General features: G+C 65.1%; 14 protein-coding genes and 2 pseudogenes. 6 read left to right on the top strand and 10 right to left on the bottom strand.

Features of this window, described 5'->3' with window-relative positions; genetic code table 11:
* Nucleotides 1-6 precede the first annotated feature (6 nt).
* From AArcSl_RS03635 to AArcSl_RS03625, 3 genes are all read right to left on the bottom strand, one after another.
* A complete protein-coding gene (locus AArcSl_RS03635; RefSeq protein WP_394337313.1) occupies nucleotides 7-3,099 on the bottom strand; it encodes an FAD-binding and (Fe-S)-binding domain-containing protein in 3,093 nt (1,030 codons plus the stop codon).
* Nucleotides 3,100-3,253: 154 nt separating this feature from the next.
* Nucleotides 3,254-4,138: a DMT family transporter gene (locus AArcSl_RS03630; RefSeq protein WP_161945907.1), complete on the bottom strand. Its 885-nt coding sequence runs from the start codon at nucleotides 4,136-4,138 to the stop codon at nucleotides 3,254-3,256.
* Nucleotides 4,139-4,217: 79 nt separating this feature from the next.
* Nucleotides 4,218-5,036 (bottom strand): HD domain-containing protein, encoded by an 819-nt coding sequence (locus tag AArcSl_RS03625; protein WP_245883405.1) that lies wholly within the window; start codon nucleotides 5,034-5,036, stop codon nucleotides 4,218-4,220.
* A 176-nt stretch (nucleotides 5,037-5,212) separates the two neighbouring features.
* Here AArcSl_RS03625 and AArcSl_RS03620 point away from each other — a divergent pair, with 176 nt between their 5' ends.
* The 4 genes and pseudogenes from AArcSl_RS03620 (at nucleotide 5,213) to AArcSl_RS03610 (ending at nucleotide 12,835) form a co-directional block, all read left to right on the top strand.
* Nucleotides 5,213-5,854, top strand: a complete 642-nt coding sequence (locus AArcSl_RS03620; protein WP_119815171.1) for a ZIP family metal transporter — start codon at nucleotides 5,213-5,215, stop codon at nucleotides 5,852-5,854.
* 113 nt (nucleotides 5,855-5,967) lie between these two features.
* A pseudogene (locus AArcSl_RS17740) lies at nucleotides 5,968-7,689 on the top strand (hypothetical protein); the annotation flags it as partial.
* Nucleotides 7,684-11,724: pseudogene (locus AArcSl_RS03615) on the top strand (LAGLIDADG family homing endonuclease); the annotation flags it as partial. The pseudogenes AArcSl_RS17740 and AArcSl_RS03615, both read left to right, overlap by 6 nt.
* 16 nt (nucleotides 11,725-11,740) lie before the next feature.
* On the top strand, nucleotides 11,741-12,835 hold the full coding sequence (locus tag AArcSl_RS03610; RefSeq protein WP_119815168.1) for a DNA topoisomerase IV subunit A: 1,095 nt from the start codon (nucleotides 11,741-11,743) through the stop codon (nucleotides 12,833-12,835).
* Between the two features lie 21 nt (nucleotides 12,836-12,856).
* Here the strand turns inward: AArcSl_RS03610 and AArcSl_RS03605 are convergent, their stop codons facing one another.
* The 3 genes from AArcSl_RS03605 to thsA all read right to left on the bottom strand — a co-directional run bounded on the left by AArcSl_RS03605 (nucleotide 12,857) and on the right by thsA (nucleotide 15,839).
* Nucleotides 12,857-13,096 (bottom strand): CDGSH iron-sulfur domain-containing protein, encoded by a 240-nt coding sequence (locus AArcSl_RS03605; protein WP_119815165.1) that lies wholly within the window; start codon nucleotides 13,094-13,096, stop codon nucleotides 12,857-12,859.
* Nucleotides 13,097-13,184: 88 nt separating this feature from the next.
* A complete protein-coding gene (locus tag AArcSl_RS03600; protein ID WP_161945906.1) occupies nucleotides 13,185-13,997 on the bottom strand; it encodes an alpha/beta fold hydrolase in 813 nt (270 codons plus the stop codon).
* Nucleotides 13,998-14,192: 195 nt separating this feature from the next.
* Complete coding sequence (gene thsA, locus AArcSl_RS03595) at nucleotides 14,193-15,839, bottom strand: thermosome subunit alpha (RefSeq protein ID WP_119815159.1); 1,647 nt, start codon at nucleotides 15,837-15,839, stop codon at nucleotides 14,193-14,195.
* 211 nt (nucleotides 15,840-16,050) lie between these two features.
* On the opposite strand from thsA, the gene AArcSl_RS03590 reads away from it, so the two are divergent.
* Nucleotides 16,051-16,728, top strand: coding sequence for an HAD-IIB family hydrolase (locus AArcSl_RS03590; protein WP_119815156.1), 678 nt, complete (start codon nucleotides 16,051-16,053; stop codon nucleotides 16,726-16,728).
* Between the two features lie 22 nt (nucleotides 16,729-16,750).
* On the opposite strand, the gene AArcSl_RS03585 is transcribed toward AArcSl_RS03590, so the two are convergent.
* Nucleotides 16,751-17,878, bottom strand: a complete 1,128-nt coding sequence (locus AArcSl_RS03585; protein ID WP_119815153.1) for a tRNA (guanine(26)-N(2))-dimethyltransferase — start codon at nucleotides 17,876-17,878, stop codon at nucleotides 16,751-16,753.
* A gap of 76 nt (nucleotides 17,879-17,954) precedes the next feature.
* Here AArcSl_RS03585 and AArcSl_RS03580 point away from each other — a divergent pair, with 76 nt between their 5' ends.
* Nucleotides 17,955-19,553: an amidohydrolase gene (locus AArcSl_RS03580; RefSeq protein ID WP_119815150.1), complete on the top strand. Its 1,599-nt coding sequence runs from the start codon at nucleotides 17,955-17,957 to the stop codon at nucleotides 19,551-19,553.
* Between the two features lie 45 nt (nucleotides 19,554-19,598).
* Here the strand turns inward: AArcSl_RS03580 and AArcSl_RS03575 are convergent, their stop codons facing one another.
* The 3 genes from AArcSl_RS03575 to AArcSl_RS03565 form a co-directional block, all read right to left on the bottom strand.
* The gene (locus AArcSl_RS03575) at nucleotides 19,599-20,312 is read right to left on the bottom strand and encodes a TOBE domain-containing protein (RefSeq protein WP_119815146.1); all 714 of its coding nucleotides are present in this window, start codon (nucleotides 20,310-20,312) and stop codon (nucleotides 19,599-19,601) included.
* Between the two features lie 65 nt (nucleotides 20,313-20,377).
* Complete coding sequence (locus tag AArcSl_RS03570) at nucleotides 20,378-21,184, bottom strand: ABC transporter ATP-binding protein (RefSeq protein WP_119815143.1); 807 nt, start codon at nucleotides 21,182-21,184, stop codon at nucleotides 20,378-20,380.
* Complete coding sequence (locus tag AArcSl_RS03565; RefSeq protein WP_119821696.1) at nucleotides 21,181-21,906, bottom strand: ABC transporter permease; 726 nt, start codon at nucleotides 21,904-21,906, stop codon at nucleotides 21,181-21,183. The genes AArcSl_RS03570 and AArcSl_RS03565 overlap by 4 nt, the downstream gene beginning before the upstream one ends.
* Between the last annotated feature and the right edge of the window lie 9 nt (nucleotides 21,907-21,915).

Raw genomic sequence — 21,915 nt, 5'->3', positions numbered from 1 at the left:
TTCTCCTTACTCCAGTGCGTCTGCGACCTTCTGAACGGGATGGGATGGCTTCTCGCCGAGTCCGTCGCCGATTTGCTTCGTACAGGACGCCCCGGTGGTGACCACGGTGTCGCCGTCGCTGTCGTCGATCTGTTTGCGCAGGATCGCGAACACCGACTGGCTCAGCGAGTAGTGTTCCGCCTCGTACCCGAACGACCCGGCCATTCCACAGCAGGTGCTGTCGAGGTACTCGACGTCATAGCCGGCCGTGGCCATTACAGTCGCGGCGTGATGGCCCTTCTTGGTCGCTTTGTGGAGGCAGTTTCCGTGATACGTGATCGACTCGTCGACGTCGCCGAAGGACATGTTCTCGCTGAGCCCGAACGCGTCGAGATATTCGAGGGTCGAGTAACTGTTCTGTGCGACTGCGTCGACGCCTTCGCCCGACAGCAGGTCCGGATAGTCGGACTGGAACATCACCGATGCCGATGGCTCGACGGTCACGACGTCCCACCCCTCGCTGATTTTCGGGGCGAGCCGCGTGACGTTCTCGCGGGCCGTCTCGCGGGCGACGTCCACGAGCGCCTTCGAGTAGGCCGGCCGACCGGTGTCCGTCACTCCCGCCGGCAACTGGACGTGACAGCCTGCCGCCTCGAGCACGCGGACCGCCGCCTTGCCCCGTTCGACGTACATGTAGTTCGTGTACGGATCCGGAACGAACAGCACCCGACGGTCGGCGTCGGCCTCCGGCACCGCTGGGCCGCCGCGTCCCTCGAACCAGTCGGTGAAGGTGTTACGTTTGAATTCAGGTAACGCCCGTTCCCTGGCGATGCCAACCGTCTTCTCCATCACGGCCCCGACGCCGGGCAGCCGCATCGCGACGTTCGACAGGGGAGCGAAGGCGCTGCCGACCTTCAGCATCGTTTCGGCGTTGCCGAACAGTTTGTCACGGAAACTCGCGCCGCCGTGTTTTCGCTTGTAGTGGTACTCGACTTCGGCCTTCAGCTTCGCCATGTCGACGCCGCTCGGGCAGTCGTTCATACAGCCCTTGCAGCTCACACAGAGGTCGAGCACCTCGTGGACGAACTCGTCGCTGAACAGCACGTCGTCGTCGAGGTTGCCGTTCATCGCGTTCCGGAGCATGTTCGCCCGTCCCCGGGTCGAGAGAACCTCCTCTTCTGCGGCGCGGAACGTGGGACACATCATCCCGCCGGTGTGCTCCTGGTCGCCACGGCAGCCGGCACAGCCGTGACACAGCTCCACCATCCCCTGGAAGCCGTTGTCGTTCTCCCAGTTCAGCGTCGGTTCGAACGGGAAGTCGAACTCGTACTCCGGGCCGAACCGGAGGTTCTCGGTGAGTTTGACGTCCCCACACACCATTCCCGGATTCAGGATCCAGTCGGGATCGACGGCCGTCTTCAGTTCCCGCATCGCCTCCCAGAGCTGTTCGCCATACAGCTTCCGGTTCCACTGGGTTCTGGCGCGGCCGTCGCCGTGCTCTCCGGAGATCGAACCGTTGTACTCCACGACCAGGTCGGTGATCCCCTCGGCGATCGATTCGATGTCCTCGACCCCCTCGACGGTTTTCGTGTTGATGAGCGGTCGGATGTGGAGCACGCCGGGGCCGGCGTGGGCGTAGTAAGAGGCAAAGGTGTCGTGTTCCTCCATGATCTCCCGGACGTCGGCGACGTACTCCGGGAGGTTCTCGGGCGGGACCCCGGTGTCTTCGTTGAACGCGATGTGTTTCTCATCGCCTGTTCGTGAAAGCAGGATCGGCAGGCCGGCCTTCCGCATCGTCCAGAAGTCCTTTTGCGTCTTTGCGTCGTGGGCTTCCAGCGCCTGCTTCGCGTACACCGGGTCGTCCATGACGTTACCGGCGTCGGCGTCGGGATCGACTGTCGGCGTCGCATCCGGCAGTCGATCCGCGAGCAGGTTTGCGACCTTTCGTTTCCCGTCTGCGTCGCTGTCGGCGTAAAACTCCACCAGCAGCGTCGAATCCGTCCCCTCGGGGAGGATGTCGACGACGTCGGCGAACTCCGGAGTTTCCCGCGCCAGATCCAGGAGGACGTCGTCCATCACCTCGACTGCGGCGGGGTCGTGCTCGAGGATCGGTGCGACGTCGTTCATCGCGTCCATCACGTCGTCGTACGTCAGCATGACGACCGACTTCGTCTCGGGAATCGGCTCGAGCGAGACCGTCGCCTCCGTGACCACTGCGAGGGTTCCCTCGCTGCCGGCCAGCAGGCGGGCGAGGTTCACCGTCCCGGGTTCGCTGTCGGGATCGAGCCCCGAGTTGTCCGGGAGGCGGCGTTTCCCTTCGGCCTCGTCGACCAGCATGTCGAAGTTGTATCCGGAGACGTTGCGCTTCAGCGTCGGATACCGATCTTTCACTTCCTCGGCGTGTTCCTCGAGGATCCAGTTGGCCGCCGCGTAGAGTCGTTCTTCGAGGTTCCCGTCCGGATCGCCCTGTTCTGCCAACTCGTCGACGGGTACCTCGCCCAGTGTCGCGACCGTCCCGTCCGCGAGGACGACTTCCGCCTCCTCGAGGTAGTAGTCGGCTTTCCCGTACTTCAGGGAGTGTGCGCCCGTGGTGTTGTTGCCGATCGCGCCGCCGAGAACGCTCTTGTCGCCCCAGGCGGGGTCGGGCGCGTACTTCAACCCGTGCGCCTCGAGGGGATCGTTCAACTGTGCGAGCGTGATTCCCGGCTCCGCAGTCGCGAGACGCTCGTCGGGATCGACCGACAGCACGTCGTTCATGTACCGGGAAAAGTCCAGTACGACGGCCTCGTTCACCGTCTGTCCGGCGAGACTCGTTCCGCCACCACGGGGGAGTACTGGGATCTCCCGTTTCGCGCAGTACTCGACGACGGCGCTTACGTCGTCGGTGTGTTTCGGGAACACGACGCCGATCGGCATCGCCTCGTACATGCTCGCGTCGGTCGCGAACATCTCCCGGGTGAACTCGTCGAAGCGGACATCGCCGTCGACCTGCGGTCGAAGGTCCTCGACGAGGTCCGGCCGGTGTATCGAACCCCCGCGGTAATCGTAGTTCGCGCGACGCTCCTCGGCTGGATCCGCCCCGCGATCCATCGTCGGGGATTCCGTCGGCTTGCCTGCCATGGTAATAGCCCTCACAGGCGTATGGGGGAGGAAGCCCTTCAACCGGTCGGTCGGTTCCAAGCTTCCAGGAAAGAAAACGGGGGCGTGAGCCCTTCAAAACGCCGAAAACGAGTGAATTATTGGTGGTCTTTCGTGATGGACTCGCGCCGCTCTGTCATTGAGGGGTGCGAACCTCGCCTGCTGCGTCCGTCTGGATCAACGCGACCCCGAGCAGCACCAGTGCCCCGCCCACGGCGACTGCTGGCGTGACCACTTCGTCTAGTAGTGCTACACCGAGAATCACAGTCACGAGCGGTTCTGCGGTGCCGAGGATGCTCGCCTGGCTGGCCTCGATGTGTTCGAGACCGGTCACGTACAGGAAGATCGGGAGGGCAGTGCCGACCACCGCGATCCCGAGGATGATTCCCCACTGCTGGCCGCCCACGGGGACGAACAGTCGACCCGAAACGAGCCCGAACCCTGCAAACGAGATCGACGTGGCGATCAGCACGACCCCCGCGAGGAGGTCCGGGGCGATCGACCCGAGCGCCGCGCGGCTTCCCGCGATGTAGAGGGCGTATCCCAGCGCGGCGAGCAGTATCAGCGAGATCCCGAACGGGTCGATAGAGACGGTGTCGCCGCCGACGATCAGCGCGACCCCGACCACTGCAACGACGAGCGCGATCAGTTTCAGCCGGGTGAGCTGTTCGTTCAAAAAGCTCACCGAGATGGCGTACACGTACGCCGGATACGTGTAGAAGGCGATCGCCGCGACGCCGGCCGGGATGTACAGGAGAGCCCAGAAGAACAGCGCCGAAAAGGAGGCGTACAGCACTCCCAGCGCGAACGCGACCTTCAACTGACCTGGAGGGAGCCGACGCGCTCGACCGAGAACTGCCAGGCCGATCCACAGCAGGCCTGCAGCGATCGTGAACCGAAAGGCCAGAAGCGTCGTCGTGTTGAGTCCCGCCGCTTCCGCGAACTTGCCGAAGATGGCGAGCGTACCGAACCCCGCAGAGGCAACGATTATCAGCAGAACGCCGAAGGTATGTCGCTTCACTGTCCCGGAGTTCGCCATCGATCACCGTAAACCGAACGTTTGCGGACGCCCGGACCGCATTCGAAACACGTGGCGGAGGCTACAGTTCGATCCGCTCGACGAGTCGGTCCTCTCGCTTGGTGTTTATCGCGATGATACGGACGAGGTCCTCCAGAAGTGAGCCCTGCAGCTTCGCTTTCAGGAGATTGTCGACCTGATAGACCCCCGCCGCGTTCGTCATTTCGATCTCGACGTACACGGGCGTCGTTTCGCCCTCTTCCAGCCGAACCGACTGGATGGCCTGCGAGGAGAGCGTGTTGATCCCGCGACCACCCTGTTCGTAGGGCGCCCGAGAGCGACCGCGCTCCATGTCGAGGCCATCCGCCACCCGAATGATCCCGGCTTCCCGGGTGAGTGGTTCTTCTGCAGTGTGGTGACAGAGGATCGCGTGCAGCGTCTCCGATTTCACTTTGACTGCCTCCTCGGGCCCGTAAAAATCCGGCAACAGTCGATCGAGGACGTCGGCTGCGAGCGGAATCGAGTAGTACACGTGTTCGTCCCGGTGGACCACGTGGCCGATGTCGTGCAGTGTCGCCGCCAGCGCGATGATCACCGCCTCGTCGGCCTCCTCGAGCCCCTGATCGCGGGCGCCGTTGAACTCCACGTCGCCACGTTTGAGCAGGTCGTACAGCCTGAGCGCCCGGTTGCGGACGATCTCGACGTGCTTTTTCCCGTGGTCGTTGTACCCCATCCGGTCGACCGGATTGATGTTCTGTGCCCGGAGGTACGTTCGGATCTCCGGATCCGACTCGACCGCCTTCAGGACACGATTGAGCTTTTCGTCCGGGAAGTCGTGTTCCGCTTCGGGATTGTACTCTCGGCCGCCGCCACCCTCGCCGGACTCCGGCGGGAGATCCATCTCGTCGGGCGTGACGGCCTCGGTGTCGTCCTCGGTGTCACCGCCGCTGGAGTCCACAGCCTCGGTGTCGACGCCGTCGGAGTCGACGTTTTCGGTCATGTCGTCTGCGAGGAAGCCCCGGGAGAAAACGCTGTTGCCTTTTATATGATTGAAAACGAAACCCGCAACTGACTCGAATGACGGATCTCACAACGGTGGTCGTCGTGACGTTCGTCGCCGGCGCGGCGACGGGGGTGGGGGCCCTTCCGGTCTTCTTTCGGACTGACGTCAGCCATCGGACCTACGACGCCGCGCTGGGGCTCGCCGCCGGAGTCATGGTCGCCGCCAGCGTCTTCGGTCTCATTCTCCCCGGCATGGAGGAGGGATCACTGGCGGTCGTCGTCGCCGGGGTGTTCGCCGGGGGAGGGTTTCTGCTGGTCGCCAACCGATTGATCCCCCACTTTCACGCGCAGTACCGCGGGCTCGTCGGCGAGGGCGGTGTCGACGAGGAGGCGTCATTGACGCCGACGATCCGGCGGGCGATGCTCGTCGGCGCGGCGATCACGATGCACAACGCCCCGGAGGGACTGGCGATCGGTGTCGGCTACGCCTCCGGGCTCGAGGAGGTCGCCCTGGTGCTCGCGATCGTGATCGCGATCCAGAACGTCCCGGACGGGTTCGCCTTCGCTGCCGGGGTCGCCGCCGGCGCGATGCTCGCGGTGGTCTTCCGGGAGATGGTGCCGTCGAGCCACGGCCACGGCTATGCCGACGCCGCGACCGCCGCGTTCCTCGTCGGCTTCGCGGTGATCGTCGTCGTCGACACAGTGGTCGTATTGTGACGTCGACAGCACGATCGTGGTGGATCGGCCGGCAGCCGTCCGACGGTTCCGTTCACTTTCACCGAGATGGCGGAGAGGTTTTACGTGCCGGCGGGGAACAGGCGGGCACACGAATGACGTCCTTCCAGTCGTCGCTCGGCGAGGACCCCGGGATTGCCGAGGAGCTGGCCGAGGGGCAGCGGCAGATCTCCATCGCCGAGTTCTTCGAGAAGAACAAGCACATGCTCGGGTTCGATTCAGGTGCCCGGGGACTTGTTACAGCGGTAAAGGAAGGGGTGGACAACTCGCTCACCTGGTCGACCCCGTTCGTCTATCGCTCGAACGGGGAGACGAAACACGAACCGATCGGGCGGACGATCGACCAGCTGATCGAATCGAACGAAGCAGCAGTCCAGCGAAAACGTGGCGGCGACCTGGAGAAGCTCCGCGTCGACGACATGGACGCGCTGTCGTTCGACGACGGATACGATCTGGACTTCCGACGGATAAGCTCCGTCTTCAGACATCGGGTCAACAGCGACATCTATCGTCTCACCGTCGAAGGCGGCCGGGAAGTCGAACTCACGGATTACCACAGCGTGTTCGTCCTCCGTGACGGGGAGATCATCTCCGTCGAAACGAGCAGTATCGAGGAGGGGGATTACGTTGTGCTGCCCGATACCGAGTGGGGGACAAACTCCCGGGAACGGATCGACGTGGTGTCGGAGCTCTGCTCGCTTCCGGACGAAAAGACGGAGCCGATCGGACTCTACGGCGTCGATCACCTCCTCGATCAGTACGAAAACGAGATCAGAGAGCAGGCAGTCGCACAGTATCGGATGAGCGATTTCCGGAAGTGTGATCGGCTCCCCTTCCACATCGTTCGAGAACTGGATCTCGACATCGAAGAGTACGAGGACTGTGAGATCGGCTACCGGTTCGGCAAGCATCACGTCCCGGCTGTTCTTCCCGTAACTGCGGAACTCGGTGAGTTCCTCGGACTGTACACCGCCGAGGGATGTACTACGGGAAGTGACTCGGGCCACGAAAAGGTCTACTTGTCGCTCGGTGCCCACGAAACCGAACTGATCGAATACGCGAGTTCACTCGTCGAATCCGTGTTCGGGGTTTCCCCGACCGTCGCCGACGCTCACGAGACTGCCCGGAACGTGACGATCTCCTCGAAGATGGTCGGGCTGCTGCTGTCGGACGTCTTCGACGTCGGAGATGGTGCCCGAAACAAACGGATCCCGCGGTTCGTCTTCGATTTCCCCCACGAGATTCGGGAGCGGTTCGTGTTGGGCTACGGCTCCGGTGATGGATATCCGACGTCGGCGTTGATCCGTACGCTCCGTTCGGGCGAGGGTATCTCCGACGTCGCTCCCGATCGGATCACGTTTGCGACCGCCTCCGACGAACTCGCCTCCGGTTTTAGCTACCTCTGTTCCTCGATCGGGTACGACGTCACGCGGGAGTTACAGGAAGGCGAAACACGGCAACTCGAAGGGTCCGAAACCGAGTTCGGCGAATCACATCTGCTATACGTACGCACGAACCAGTCGTCGATATCGAAGCGGAAACTCCCGGCGGACGAGATCCTCGACACCGTCGACGACGCGAAACTGGCGTACAATCTCGACGGTCGACAGACCCGAGTCGATACCAGCCACGCGCTGGCGCTGGCTGACGGGGGACGGGTCGAGTTCCGAAGCGAGGGAAAAGAGATCGCAGCCAGCGACCTGACCGCTCTGCCGGTCACCCGGATCGAGCGGATCGACTACGACGGCGAGTGGGTGTACGACGTCTCGGTTCCTGGCGACGAGAACTTCATGGCCGGGACGTCGCCGCTGGCGTGTCACAACTCGCTCGACGCCACCGAGGAGGCGGGAATCCTCCCCGACATCTACGTCGAAATCGAGGAAGCGGGCGACTACTACCGGCTCGTGATCGAAGACAACGGCCCCGGTATCACGAAAGAGGAGGTGCCGAAGGTGTTCGGAAAACTCCTGTACGGCTCCAGGTTCCACAAGCGTGAGCAGTCGCTGACACCTGATCAGAAGATCTTGATCCGGCGCAACGGGGACGTGGAGTTCGTCTCGATCGGCGTGCTGTGTGACGCCTATCTGCAGCCGGAGGGTGAAGGGACGGCGCCGGTTCCCGACGACATCGAGGTACCCTCCTTCGACCGGGAAACCCACGAGCTGACGTGGCAACCGGTGACCCACGCGATCCGCCACGAGACCGACGAGCCGACCTACGAGATTACGCTCGAGAAGGGACGCACCGTCGAGGTAACCGGGAACCACAGTCTGTTCAGCGTCACGAAAGAGGGTGAGACGACTGAGGTCGACGCCGGCGACTTGGAGCCCGGCGACGCGCTGCTTACGCCCCGCAAACTCCCCGGATTCGACGAAACGGTGGAGGAGGTCAACCTGCTCGAACACATCGATCGCGAGAAACTGGAGGGGCGACGGCTCTACGTCTACGGATTCGACAGGGAGGAACTCGCCGAGCTCGAAACGGATGAGAAAATCCGGAAAAAGCCGAAGGACGATAGCTCGAGGAAGAGGTACTACTATCGCTACGACGGAGTCGAGATCCTCCGGGATAGTCTGAAAAACAACTATCTCGAGAAGGGGTACCTACCGGTAGAGACGGTACTGGATCTCGGGTGGGAACAGAAAGCTGCCGACTGCGAACTGCGAACGTACAAGGTCGGCGGCGAGGAGACGAGAATTCCCGTCACCGTTCCCATCGACGAGCCGTTCGTCGAGTTGCTCGCCTACTACATTTCTGAGGGACACGCCGGGGACCGGCAGGTCGGATTCACCTTCGGTACACACGAATCCGAACTAATCGAGGCAACCGAACGGGCCGTCGCAACGGTCGGAGGGTCCACGACAACTGTCGAACGCGAGCGGAACTCAACGCGAGTCAAGGCGTTCGGGTCCCCACTTGCCCTCTTCCTCGAATCGGTCTGTGGCGACTCGGCGAAGAACAAACACATTCCCGAGTTCATCTTCCGAGTGTCCCCCTCGCTACAGCGACGGTTTATTGCAGCGCTCTATCAGGGCGACGGCTCCGACAGTCACCCCTCGAACGAACTTTCCCACACGACCACGAGTGAGACGCTTGCACGCCAGCTCTCTGTCCTGTGGAACATGCAAGGGATACTCGCGAGCACGGAAACGCAGAACGGAACGTCCGGGTACACGGACGAGTTGGCAACCCGATATCGAACCAAGGTGTACGGAGAAGACGCCGAACTGGCGGACGTGTTCGAGAGAACGACAGAAGCCGGCGAACAGGGATACAAGCGGGTCCCGACGTCCCTTCTCGAATCCGTGCAGGTCGGGCACGTTCCCGCCAAGACGGTACCGGACACGATTCCGGGGCTGCTGCTCGGCGCAGGAGTCGGGTCGAGCGTCGAGCACGCAGCGGTATATCAGTCGCTCATCGAACGCGCTCTCGATGGGGAGTACGTCGAGAAACCCCGGTACGTGAGCAACCTGATCGAAATGGGGCTCCTGGATGAGGAGCACCGACCGACCTCCCAACTTGAGGAGCTATGGGAGGCCGTCAAGAACCTCCAGGGCCTTACTGACACCGACATGTACCTCCTTCCGGTACGGGAGATAACAGAGACCGAGCCGCCGGAGTACGTGTACGACATCTCGGTTCCGGGTGCGACGGGGTACGACGAGAACTTCGTCGTGGTCAACGAGGGTGCAGTCAGCGTCAAGAACAGCCGCGGTCAACAGGGGATCGGAATCTCCGCGGCCGTCCTGTACTCCCAGCTCACCTCCGGCGAACCCGCGAAGATCACCTCCCGGCCCAAGGGAGCCTCGGAGGCCGAGTACGTCGAGTTGATCATCGACACCGACGACAACGAGCCGGAGATCAAGGAGGCGCGTCCGACCAGCTGGGACCGCCCTCACGGGACCCGAATCGAACTCGAGATGGAGGCGAACATGCGCGCCCGGTCGCAGCTCCACCAGTACATCAAACACACTGCGGTGGTCAACCCCCACGCCCGAATCGAACTCCGTGAGCCCAAACTCGACGAGCCATTGAAGTTCGAGCGCGCCACCGATCAGCTGCCCGCCGAAACAAAGGAGATCCGTCCACACCCACACGGCGTCGAGCTCGGGACGCTCATCAAGATGCTGGAGGCGACCGACTCATACTCCGTGTCGGGATTCCTCCAGTCCGAGTTCACTAGAGTGGGCGGCAAGACGACAGACAGCATCGTGGCCGCGTTCCGGGATCGCCACTTCGGCCGGGAGATGTCCTGGACGCCGCCCCGGCCCCACGAGGACGCCGATGTCGAGGGAGCCCTCGAGGCGGCGGTCGTCAACAAGGGGAAGGAGGCGACCGCCGCGTTCGCCGCGCGGGTCACAGAGACGCTGGCCGACCGCGACCGCGTGACGCACTTCCAGCTTCGAGAACTGATCGAGGAGGCGGCCGACGCCATCGAGGAGGAGACCGGGAAGACGTTCGGCGAAACGGTTCGAGAAAAGGCGCTCGATGCGGCCTGGGGCGAAATCGTCGAGGAGGGGATCGACGATCCGGACGCCGACGAGGCCGACCGGGCGGACGCAAGCGCCGGCAACCGAAAGGACGGCGCCACGGTCGAGGAGACGGACCGGAGTCGGCTGACAGCCGACCTGTACGCCCTGCTTGACGAGGCGACGAGCAAGCGGAAGGACGACGCCACCGTGGAGGCGCTTTCCCGGCGGATCGCCCGGAAGTTCGCGTCGGGCAACGATCGACACCGTGTCACCCGCAAGGAGCTCCGGAAGTACGTCGACGACGCGGCCGAGGCGACGATCGAGTACGACGGCGCTACGGTCGGCGACACCGCCCGCGAGAACGTCACCGAGAAGCTGTGGTCGACGATGGTAACCGTCCCGGACGATCCGCCGAAGGTGAACGTGGTGGCCGACGATCGCAACGCCGTCCGAGACCTGCTCGAGGGGATGCGGGAGACGAACATCCTCGCGCCACCGACGGACTGTCTGGCACCGATCACCGCCGAACTCGTCGAGGCGGGGCTTCGCAAGGAGTTCGACGCCGACTTCTATGCGGCGGCGACCCGCGACGCCGAGGTGCACGGTGGAGACCCGTTCATCGTCGAGGCTGGCATCGCCTACGGCGGCGACCTGCCGGCGGAGGGGAACGCGGACGTGCTCCGGTTCGCCAACCGGGTGCCACTGGTCTACCAGCGCGGGGCGTGTGCGACCACCGACGTCGTGAAACGGATCGGCTGGCGAAACTACGGGCTCGACCAGCCGGGCGGCAGCGGCGTTCCCAACGGACCGGCGGTGATCATGGTGCACGTCGCGTCGACGAACGTCCCGTTTACGAGCGAGTCGAAGGACGCGATCGCGAACGTCCCCGAGATCGAAGACGAGATCGAACTGGCGATCCGGGAGGCGTCCCGGGAGCTGAAGTCGTATCTCAACCGCCGGCGGTCGATGCAAAAACGGCGGGAAAAACAGGACGTCCTCGGACGGATCCTCCCTGAAATGGCACAGAAGGTCGCGGAGGTGACTGGCCGGGAACCGCCCAACATCGACGGCGCGCTCGCGCGGATCATGAACAACGTCAGCGTCGAGCGGACCGTCGAGAACGGCAGCGTCACGCTGCACGTCGAGAACTACTCCGACCGGGGAGAGGACCTCGAGATCACCGAGATCGTGAGCCGGGAGCCCTCCTCGATCGGCGACGGTGCGTCGGCGGTAGAGGTCGACGGGGAGTACTTCCTCACCTGGTCGGTCGAGGTCGCCGCCGGAGAGGAGGCCCGACTCAGCTACGATGTCGACGGGGAGGCGACCTTCGACATCAACGTCGACGGGATCGACGCCGAGAAACTGACGATCGAGGCCTAACGACGGAGGAATCCACATGAGCACACAGGACCCAAACACGGACGCACGCGAGGAACTCATCGACCTCGCCGCGGAGTTTTACGACCAGTTCGCCGGCGGGCAGATCCCCGAAATGACGCTGCCCACCCGGACGAAGAGCAACATCGAGTACGACGAGGAGAAGGGCGTGTGGGTGTACGGGGACCGGACCTCGACGCGCTCTGCGAACTCCGTTCGCGGCGCCCGGAAGCTGCTGAAGGCCATCTACACCATCGAATTCCTCGCCAACCAGCTCGAGGAGGACCGTTCCTCGACCCTGCGTGAACTGTACTACCTCTCGGAGTCGTGGGACAACGAGGAGGCGCAGTTCTCCGGGCAGGACGAGTCGAACCAGCTCGTCGAGGACCTCGAGATCGTCTCGGGGGTAACACGCGAGGACTTCCACATGCGGCCCGAGGAGTCGGGTGCGACCCTGATGGGGCCCCTCGAGCTCCGCGAGCAGACCCGCCGCGGGGAGCGGGAGATCCACTGTCAGAAGGATGTCGGCGAGGGAGGGTACCAGATCCCGAACAACCCCGACACGATCGAGTTCCTGGATCACGACGTCGACTTCATGCTGGCCGTCGAAACCGGCGGGATGCGGGACCGTCTGGTCGAGAACGGCTTCGACGAGGAGTACAACTGCCTGGTCGTCCACCTGAAGGGCCAGCCCGCCCGGGCGACCCGGCGCATCATAAAGCGGCTCCACGACGAGCAGGGGATCCCGGCGCTGGTGTTCACCGACGGCGACCCGTGGTCCTACCGGATCTACGGCTCGGTCGCGTATGGGTCGATCAAGTCGGCGCACCTCTCGGAGTACCTGGCGACGCCGGAGGCGGACTACGTCGGCATCCGACCGGAGGACATCGTCGAGTACGACCTCCCCACCGACCCGCTGTCGGATTCGGACGTCAACGCCCTGGAGTCCGAACTGGAGGACCCGCGGTTCCAGACGGAGTTCTGGGAAGAACAGATTCAGCTCCAGCTCGACATCGACAAGAAGGCCGAACAGCAGGCGCTCGCGTCCCGCGGGCTCGACTTCGTGACCGACACGTATCTGCCAGAGCGGCTCGACGAGATGGGAGTTATATAAACACCACCGGTTCGGCTGGGTTCAGTCCCCGTCGCGGAACACGATCTCTTCGATCTCCCGTCGCGGACCGTCGCTGTCGTCGTTTTCATACTTGTACACCGCGTCCTCCTCCTCGTCCCGCGTCGCGTTGTGTGAGCCGTCACAGAACGGCTTGTTCTCGGAGAGCCCGCATCGACAGACGAAGATCGCCCCGTCGTCGCCCATGTCGTCCTCGTCGAGCCGCTGCGGTCCGGTTTCGGTGTGTGTGACTTCTCGTGCCATACCGTGTACGTGACATCGTGTCGAGGTAAACGTGTGGACACGGGACGGATTTGCTGGGACCGGTTCGCGATGGATCTTTGACCGCCGATCACAACTCCTCGGCGAGGAACGCCGTGACGGTCGCGTCCCAGTCGCCGCGCCGCTCCTCGTAGGCCGCGTGGCCGGTTCCACCCAAAAGTGCCAGCTTCGCCCCGTCGATCTCGGCTGCGGTCTCACGCAGGGTCGCCTCGGGGAAGAAGTGGTCGTGACTCCCGCCGATCACGAGCGTCGGCGCCTCGATCTCCGACAGCGCTTCACTGCCGTCGTGATCGCGACACGCCGCACACGAGACGACGAAGTCGTCCGGTGCTGCGGGTTCGCGCAACAGTCGGGACGCCGCCCTCACGATCGGCGGGTACAGTAGCCGCCGGTAGCCGGTGTACGACACTTCGACGGCGTCGAGGTACACGTCCCGGAACCGATGTTTCCCGCCCCACGCCGCCCAGCGGTCGAGTGTCTCCCGTCCCTCGGGACCGACCTGCGCTCCTGCGACCCCCAAGACGAGTCGTCGGATCAGTTCGGGATGGTCCGCCGCGAGATGCTGGGCGATCAACCCGCCCATCGAGAGGCCGAGCACGTGGGCCTCGCCGATCCGGTCCAACAGCGCGGCGTAGTCGTCGGCCATCGACTGGGTGGTCGCGTCCCCCGGCAAATCGTGCGGTCGGCCGACGACCCACACGTCGTACCCGCGGTACGCCCTGAAGGTGCCGTACTGGAGCAACGCGCCAGCGACGGTGGAGGTGCCCTCCGGCCGGAGTGCGTCGCTTATTCCCGGGAGTACGACGAGCGGAACGTCGCCGCTCCCGAACCGGTAATACGGGAACACGCGATCGCCGACGAGGTAGGTGCCGTGTTCGGCCATGCGTAGCAGTTGGACCGGCGGGGATAAAAACATCAACCAGATGAAATTGCCTGCGGAGGACCGACGACGAACTGATCGATAGTCGGTCGGGGACGAAAGAAACGAAGGTCAAAGCGGAAGCGGCGATCGGACAGCGATTCGGCAGCCGAACGGAGATTCGGCAGTCTGTGGGTGGGTGTCAGGCGGTGACCGACTTCACATTGCGCCGCCCATACCGCCCATGCCGCCCATACCGCCCATGCCACCGGCGCCGCCGGCGGGCATGTCGTCGTCGCCGCCGTCGTCGCCGGAGGCGCGGAGGTCGCCCGCGGCGATGACGTCGTCGATCCGGAGGATCATCACGGCCGCCTCGGTGGCGGATTCGATCGCCTGGGTCTTCACGCGGAGGGGCTCGACGACGCCCTCCTCCTGCATGTCGATGACGCCGCCGGTGTAGGCGTCCAGTCCGGCCGCCCTTTCGCCAGCGTCGTGGCGGGAGCGCAGGTCGACAAGCGAGTCGATCGGGTCGAGGCCAGCGTTCTCGGCGAGCGTGCGCGGGATGACCTCCAGCGCGTCGGCGAACGCCTCGACGGCGAGCTGCTCGCGGCCGCCGACGGAGTCGGCGAAGTCACGCAGGTCCAGCGCCAGTCCGGTTTCGGGGGCTCCACCGCCGGGCAGCACCTGCCCGTCCTCGAGGGTCGTGCGCACCACACCGAGGCTGTCGATAACCGCGCGTTCGACTTCGTCGACGACGTGTTCGGTGCCACCCCGGAGGATCAGCGTCACGGAGCGGGCCTCCTCGACGTCTTCGACGAAGATGCGCTCGTCGCCGCCGATATCCTTCTGGGCGACGGAGCCGGCGAAGCCGAGGTCATCCTCGGCGAGGTCATCGAGGTTGGAGACGACCTGGCCGCCCGTCGCGCGGGCCAGCCGGCGGAAGTCGTCGCTTTTGACCCGGCGAACCGCCAGGATGCCCTCCTGGGCGAGGTAGTGCTGGGCCATGTCGTCGATGCCGTCGCCGACGAAGACGACATCGGTGCCGACGTCGACCAGCTTGTCGACGTACTCGCGGAGCTGCTCTTCCTCCTGGTCAAGGAACTCCTGGAGCTGATCGGGATCGGTGACGTTGACCTCGGCGTCGATTTCGGTCTCCTTGACCTCGATCGCCCCGTCGAACAGCGCGACGTTGGCGTCCTCGACGGCGTAGGGCATGTTCTCGTCGACGCGTTCCTTGTCGACGATGACGCCCTCGACGAGTTCGGAGTTGTCGATCGAGCCGCCGACGACCTTCTCGACGGAGACGTTGTCGATGTCGACGTCGTCCTCGTCGGCGACAGCACTGACGGCGTCGACGACGAGTTCGGCCAGCTGGTCGCGGGCCGACTCGGCGCCCTTGCCAGTCATTGCGGTGGCGGCGAGCTGGACGAGCACCTCGCGGTCGTCCTCGCTCACGTCGATGGCCTGCTCTTCGAGCAGCTCTTTGGCCTTCTCTGCGGCCTGGCGGTATCCCTGGGCGAGCGTCGTCGCGTGAATGTCCTGGTCGAGCAGCTCCTCGGCCTGATCGAGGAGTTCACCCGCCACGACGACAGCCGACGTCGTGCCGTCGCCGACCTCGTCCTCCTGGGTCTCGGCGACCTCGACGATCATGTTCGCCGCGGGGTGGTCGATGTCCATCTCCTTGAGGATGGTGACCCCGTCGTTCGTGACGACGACGCTGCCCGTCGAATCGACGAGCATCTTGTCCATCCCTTTTGGGCCGAGCGTCGTCCGAACGGATTCGGCGACGGCTTTGCCGGCCGTGATGTTCATCGTCTGGGCGTCCTTGCCGGACGTCCGTTGACTCTCCTCTGAAAGTACGATCATGGGCTGATTGCCCATGCGCTGTCGCTGAGACATAGTCGTCCCCTGATTGTTTGTGATTCTATATAAGCCCTTTGGTAGCGATCGTCCGGACGCACGACACAGCGGGCCGAACGGCCCATGATAGTTGTTCACGTGGGTCGTTTATATAGGTTGTTTGCCTGTCACGCCGGAATCGGGAGTGTTTTTGTGCCGGAACGCAACCCGTTCGGGCATGGCTGTTCCGCTCGCGCTGGACATCGACGGAACGCTCACGACGCCGACTGGCCGGCTGGATCATCGCGTCTTCGAACTGCTTCCGGGGTGGGATGCCCCGGTCGTGCTGGCCACCGGGAAGGCGTTTCCGTACCCGATCGCGCTGTGTCACTTCCTCGGGCTCCCCGAACGGATCATAGCCGAAAACGGCGGGGTCGTCCACGTCGACGGCGAGACGACCCTTCGGGGCGACCGGGAGGCGGCGTGGGGGGCCCTCGAGACGTACGCCGATCGGGATGGAACCCTCGAATGGGGGGCCGAGTCCACGGTGAACCGGTGGCGCGAGACCGAGGTCGCACTGTCGCTGTCTGCCGACGAGGCGCTGCTCCGGGAGGTTGCAGACGAGTTCGGACTCGTCGTCGTCGACACCGGGTTCGCGTATCACCTCAAGTCTCCGGGACCGACCAAGGGCGAGGGGCTTTCGGTGATCGCCGATCGACTCGGCATCCCGGCGGAGTCGTTCGTCGCGATCGGCGACTCGGAAAACGACGTCTCGACGTTCGAACTGGTCGCCGAGTCGTACGCCGTCGGCAACGCAGACGAGGCGGCCCGGCGTGCTGCCGACACGGTGGTATCCGAAGAATACATGGACGGGACGGCGGCGCTTTTGCGGGAACTTCGCCAGCGGGAACACTGAGCAGTTCGCGTCCGCCGTACGTTCAATCGTCCTCGCCGGTCGCGTCCCGCATCTCGGGGATCGTCGCATCGGTCTTGAACGCCGTCCCGCTGTAGTGGGCCCGCGTCGCTTCGAACCCCGCGTTCTCGAGTTGCCGAATGAACTCGTCCATTCCGATCGCCGGTCGCCCCCACTGTTTGCACAGCCGGTGCTGGTCGTAGTGGGTCGGCGTCTCGAGTTCGGTGGCGACGGTCTCGAGCAGCTTCCTCGCGCGTTTCGCCTCCCCCATGTCATCGGTGATCGCATCGCGGACGTTCCCGACGAACTCGGCGTCCCGGATCGAACCGAGCCACAGGGGGCCGGCCGTGAGGATCCGATCGCCGCCACAGATCGAACACGAGTCGGGAGCGTCGGCGTGGAAGCCGCGCTCGGCCTCCCGGTGGAGACAGTCCTCGCAGTGATAGATGTGACCCAGCTCTTCGAGACGTGTGTCGGCCGCGCGTGCGCCCGATTCGAGTTCGAGATACGTCCGGGCGTAATGACGGGAGACGTGCGAACAGATCGGCGTCGCCGCCCGATCGTAGCGGGCGGCGGTCCGCACGAGTGCCGAAAGCAGCGTTCGCAGGCCCATTTCCGGGTGGTAGTCGGTGTTCCGTGGGACCGCACCGTACTTTCGGATCCCGCTTTCGAGGTGGGCGCCACACAGCGGGGCGGTGTCGGTCGCGGTCACACACACCAGGTTTCGGGTGTTGGCGAAGGCAGCGTCGACGAACGGGATCGGCGTCCCGTACGGGTCCAGGTCGACGACGTCGAACACCCGATTCCTGTCGTGAAGCAACGCGTTCACGTTCCGGTGGACGACCTCCCCCGCCAGCCCGTTCCGTTCGAGGTTCCCGCGCGCCAGGTCGACGGCATCGGGATCCACGTCACAGCAGGTGACGTCGTACCCCTCGTCGGCCGCCCGAACGCCCCGGATCCCGGATGCGGTCATCGCGTCGAGGTACGACTCCACGCGGTCGTCCCGCGCGCGGTACGCCCGGAGGACCGCAACGGTCACGTCGCGGTTGAGCTCCTGTTCGGGGTTGAAAAACACCCCGTCTCCGGTGCCGTCGCTCGCGCCGTCGCGGGCGTCGGCCACGTCGATCTCGACGCCGCCCTCCTCGATTCGCATACCCGCAGGTGGCCACCGCGGGTATAAAAGGCCACGTTCCCGAACGATTAACCACCCGGCGGTCCCGCTTGGAGGCATGACACAGGCTGCCGATCTCGTGCTGCTGGACGGCGAGATCCACCCGTTCGCCGTGACGGCTCCGACCCCGGTCGACGACGACGGGATCCGCGCCGGCCCGGACGCCGACACCCTGGAGGCGCTGGCGGTCAGGAACGGGGAGATCGTCCGAACCGGAACGACCTACGACGTCGAGTTCCTCGTGGGAACACACACCGACGTCGTCGACCTCGACGGCGCGACCGTCGTTCCGGGCTTCGTCGACGCTCACACCCACATGACGACCACCGGTCGGTATCTCGTCCACGCGGATCTGTCGGACGCCGAAAGCCCCGGCGACGCTCTCGACGCGCTCCGTGCGCGTGAGCGGGCGGTCGACGGCGACGACTGGGTGCTCGGGTTCGGCTACGACGAATCTAGTTGGGCCGAGTCACGGTATCTCGCCCGCGAGGAACTGGACGCCGTCTCGGATACCCAGCCGGTGGCGGCGTTCCGTGAGGACATGCACGTCGCCTCGGTCAACTCGGTCGTTCTCGACCGACTCCGGTCGGCGATGCCCGACGACGATGTCGAAACTGAAGGCGGGGAACCGACCGGCGTGCTCGTCGAGGAGGCGGTCGATCCGGTGTACGACACCATCGAGCCGGGTCCCGACGAGACCCGGAGGTTGCTTTCGGCGGCGACCGAACACGCCGCTCGACTCGGTCTGACCGGCGTCCACGACATGGTCCGTCGGTCGTACGCCCCCCAGGTGTACCGGGAGCTGGCTCTCGACGACGAACTTCCGATCCGGGTGCGACTCAACTACTGGGCTGACCACCTCGACGCGCTCGCGGAGCTGGGGCTCCGGACGAACCACGGCAGCGACAGGGTGCAGGTCGGCGCAGTCAAGACGTTCACCGACGGCTCGATCGGCGGCCGCACCGCGAAGCTGTCGGCGCCGTACGACGACGGTGCCGGCACCGGGCAGTGGGTCGTTTCCCCCGAGGAGCTCTCGTCGCTGGTCGACCGCGCCGACGACCTCGGCTTCCAGCTTACGGTTCACGCCATCGGCGACGAGGCGATCGACGAGACGCTGGACGTCTTCGAGGAGCGGACGGTGGATCCCGCGGGGTCCCGACATCGGATCGAACACCTCGAGCTTGCCACCGACGAGGCGATCGAGCGGTTCGGCGAGCTTGGCGTCGTCGCGTCCGTCCAGCCCAACTTCCACAAGTGGGCGGTTCCCGGCGGCCTCTACGAATCGCGGCTGGGCGACCGTCGCCCCCGGACGAACCGACTCGCGAGACTGCGTGATGCGGGTGCCCCGCTGGCGTTCGGCAGCGACGGAATGCCGCTGTCGCCGCTCGTGGGCATCCACTGGGCGGTGAACGCGCCCGCCGAGCCACAGCGGCTGTCGGTGACTGCGGCGATCCGGGCGTACACCTACGGCGCCGTCTACGCCGGTTTCGGCGAGGACCGGCTGGGGACGATCGAACCCGGAAAGCGGGCGGATCTGACGGTCCTCGGCGAGTCGCCCTGGGAATCGCCCGGTCGGATCTGCGAGATCGACGTGACGATGACGGTCGTCGACGGGGAAACCGTCTACAACGGTCGTGAACAGGTGTCGCAGTCGTGAGTTCGCTGTGTGTCACACCCGCGAGCCCGCTGTCTCCGACGACAGCTACTTCGCGGATCCAGCGATCCCTTCGACGACCCGCGTCGCGGTTGCCTTCCAGGTGAGCGCCACCGCAGGGCCGGCTTCGACCTCGAGTCGGCGGGCGCTGTCTTCCGTGAGAAGAGCGCGGAAGGTGGCTCCGCCGACGTCGATCCGGACTGTGAGGACGGTCTCTCCGCGGTCGACCCCGGAGACGACACCCTCCAGGCGGTTGCGGGCACTGGTGGCGTCGGGTTCCGGAACCGTCCCTGCCTCGTGAAGCGTCACCGCGTCCGCGCCGATCCGGAGGTGGGCCTCGTCCCCTGCGGTCGCCCCTTCGTGGAGTCCCCGCAACTGGCCGATGTCCGTCTCCAGCGTCGCCATCTCGCCGTCGACATCGCGGACGACGCCGGAAAGCACCGTCTCCGGCACGCCCGCCGTCGCCGAAACGGCCGCCGAGAGCCGGTCGTACCGGTCCAGCAGGTTCCGTCCGGCATCGGTCAGCCGGCTGCCGCCGCCACCCGATCCCCCGCGGCGTCGTTCGACCAGCTGTCCGAACGCTCCCTCCAGCGTTTCGATTCGGGTGAGCGCCCGCGCACGAGAGCGTTCGAGCGCTGTCGCGGCAGCGGCGACGGATCCAGTCCGGTGAATCTCCCGGAGGAGTTCCGCGTCGCGGCCGCCGAACTCGACGTCTCCTTCGACGATGGCAGCCCGTCCGCGTCCGGTCGGTTCGTGGTTCATGGTGTGAGTTGGGTGGTTCGGTGGATCGGTTTGGTGAGTTCGTTCGGTGATCGGTATGTGGCCGGTCAGTACACGAGTTCGCCCTCGATGAACTTCCGTGCGCGCGGATCGGTCGGGTCGGAGAAGACCTGGTCGGTCGGGCCGACCTCGATGAGACGTCCCCCCAGCATCACCGCCACCCTGTCTGCGATCCGTTCGGCCTGGTGCATGTCGTGGGTGGCGATCGCGACGCCGATCCCGCGGGACCGGGCGGCCCCGATCGCTTCCTCGATCACGGCCGTATTCCGCGGATCGAGATCCGATGTCGGCTCGTCGAGCAGCAGGAAGTCCGGATCGTACGCGAGCGCACGAGCGAACGCGACCCGCTGTGCCTCCCCGCCCGAAAGCGACGCGGCGTCCCGCCCTGCGTCGTCCTCGAGCCCGACGATCTCGAGCTTGTCGGTCACTTTTGCAGCCTTCCCCCCGCCGTTGAGCCGCGCGAGCCACGCCGAGAGGCGGCCCCGCCAGTCCCGTCGGACGCGCAGCCCGTAGCTGGCGTTCCGACGGACCGAGGCGTCGAAGAGGTTCGCTTCCTGAAAGACCATCCCCACCCGCCGACGGGCCTCGAGACGCTCCCGCTTTGAGAGCGACCACACGTCGGTTCCGTCGATCCGGACCGTTCCCCCGTCGGGGCGATAAAACAGCGAGAGCAGTCGCAACAGTGTGGTCTTCCCCGTTCCGGAGGGGCCGATCACCGCGAGGGTCTCGCCCGGCTTCACCGTCACGGTGACGTCCTCCAGGACGGCCTCCCCGTCGAATCCGTGACGGAGACGTTCGGCCGCAATTCCGGCGGCTTCGGCTCTGGGTTCGCCATCGGGCGGCTGGTGGCTCATATTCGTCCACCTCCGAGGCGGAGCACGACGCCGTTGATCAACAGCACGAGCGCGACCAGCACGCCTCCCAGGAGCAAGGCGAGCTCGAAGCGGCCCTGGCGGGCCTCGAGCTGGATCGCCGTCGTCAGCGTCCGGGTGACCGAGGTCCCGTCGGCGGTGACGATGTTCCCGCCGACGATGAGCACCGACCCGACCTCGCTTATCGCCCGCCCGAGCCCGGCGAGCACGCCGGTCGCGATCCCGTATCGGGCCTCCTTGATTGTGACGAGTGCCACGTCGAGCCGGGTACCGCCCATCGCGTAGGCGGCGTCCCGAACGCCCTGCTGGACGCTGGTGACCGCCGCGAGGCTCACGCCCGTGATCACCGGCGCCGCGAGGACGAACTGTGAGATGATCATCGCCTCCCTGGTGAACACCAGATCGAACGCGCCCAGCGGCCCCTGACTCGAGACCGCAAACAGTACGACGAGCCCGACGACGACGCTGGGGAAGCCCATTCCGGTGTTTATCAGGGCTACGACGAACCCCTTGCCGGGAAACTCCGAGAAGCCGACGAGCATTGCGATCGGGAGGCTGAACAGCGTGCTCAACGTGACAGCGGTGAGGCTCACGTACAGCGAGACGTAGACGATGCTCGTCAGGTAGTTGCGGTCGAACGGAAAATCGACGAGCAGGGCGAGGATGCTGGCGTCCGGTACGACCGAAAGCAGGGACACCACCATCACGGCCGT

The sequence above is a fragment of the Halalkaliarchaeum desulfuricum genome (assembly GCF_002952775.1).
In the GTDB taxonomy this organism is placed as follows: domain Archaea; phylum Halobacteriota; class Halobacteria; order Halobacteriales; family Haloferacaceae; genus Halalkaliarchaeum; species Halalkaliarchaeum desulfuricum.
The sequence above is the reverse complement of the archived record's forward strand: the minus strand, read 5'-3'. Positions and strand labels throughout refer to the sequence as shown.

What these genes read in the sequence shown, in the direction of transcription:
- AArcSl_RS03635 (WP_394337313.1), bottom strand. Translation starts at nt 3,099, where the DNA reads ATGGCAGGCAAGCCGACGGAATCCCCGACGATGGATCGCGGGGCGGAT.
- AArcSl_RS03585 (WP_119815153.1), bottom strand. Translation starts at nt 17,878, where the DNA reads ATGCGAATCGAGGAGGGCGGCGTCGAGATCGACGTGGCCGACGCCCGC.
- AArcSl_RS03575 (WP_119815146.1), bottom strand. Translation starts at nt 20,312, where the DNA reads ATGAACCACGAACCGACCGGACGCGGACGGGCTGCCATCGTCGAAGGA.
- AArcSl_RS03580 (WP_119815150.1), top strand. Translation starts at nt 17,955, where the DNA reads ATGACACAGGCTGCCGATCTCGTGCTGCTGGACGGCGAGATCCACCCG.
- AArcSl_RS03610 (WP_119815168.1), top strand. Translation starts at nt 11,741, where the DNA reads ATGAGCACACAGGACCCAAACACGGACGCACGCGAGGAACTCATCGAC.
- AArcSl_RS03625 (WP_245883405.1), bottom strand. Translation starts at nt 5,036, where the DNA reads ATGGATCTCCCGCCGGAGTCCGGCGAGGGTGGCGGCGGCCGAGAGTAC.
- AArcSl_RS03620 (WP_119815171.1), top strand. Translation starts at nt 5,213, where the DNA reads ATGACGGATCTCACAACGGTGGTCGTCGTGACGTTCGTCGCCGGCGCG.
- thsA (WP_119815159.1), bottom strand. Translation starts at nt 15,839, where the DNA reads ATGATCGTACTTTCAGAGGAGAGTCAACGGACGTCCGGCAAGGACGCC.
- AArcSl_RS03565 (WP_119821696.1), bottom strand. Translation starts at nt 21,906, where the DNA reads ATGGTGGTGTCCCTGCTTTCGGTCGTACCGGACGCCAGCATCCTCGCC.
- AArcSl_RS03605 (WP_119815165.1), bottom strand. Translation starts at nt 13,096, where the DNA reads ATGGCACGAGAAGTCACACACACCGAAACCGGACCGCAGCGGCTCGAC.
- AArcSl_RS03570 (WP_119815143.1), bottom strand. Translation starts at nt 21,184, where the DNA reads ATGAGCCACCAGCCGCCCGATGGCGAACCCAGAGCCGAAGCCGCCGGA.
- AArcSl_RS03600 (WP_161945906.1), bottom strand. Translation starts at nt 13,997, where the DNA reads ATGGCCGAACACGGCACCTACCTCGTCGGCGATCGCGTGTTCCCGTAT.
- AArcSl_RS03590 (WP_119815156.1), top strand. Translation starts at nt 16,051, where the DNA reads ATGGCTGTTCCGCTCGCGCTGGACATCGACGGAACGCTCACGACGCCG.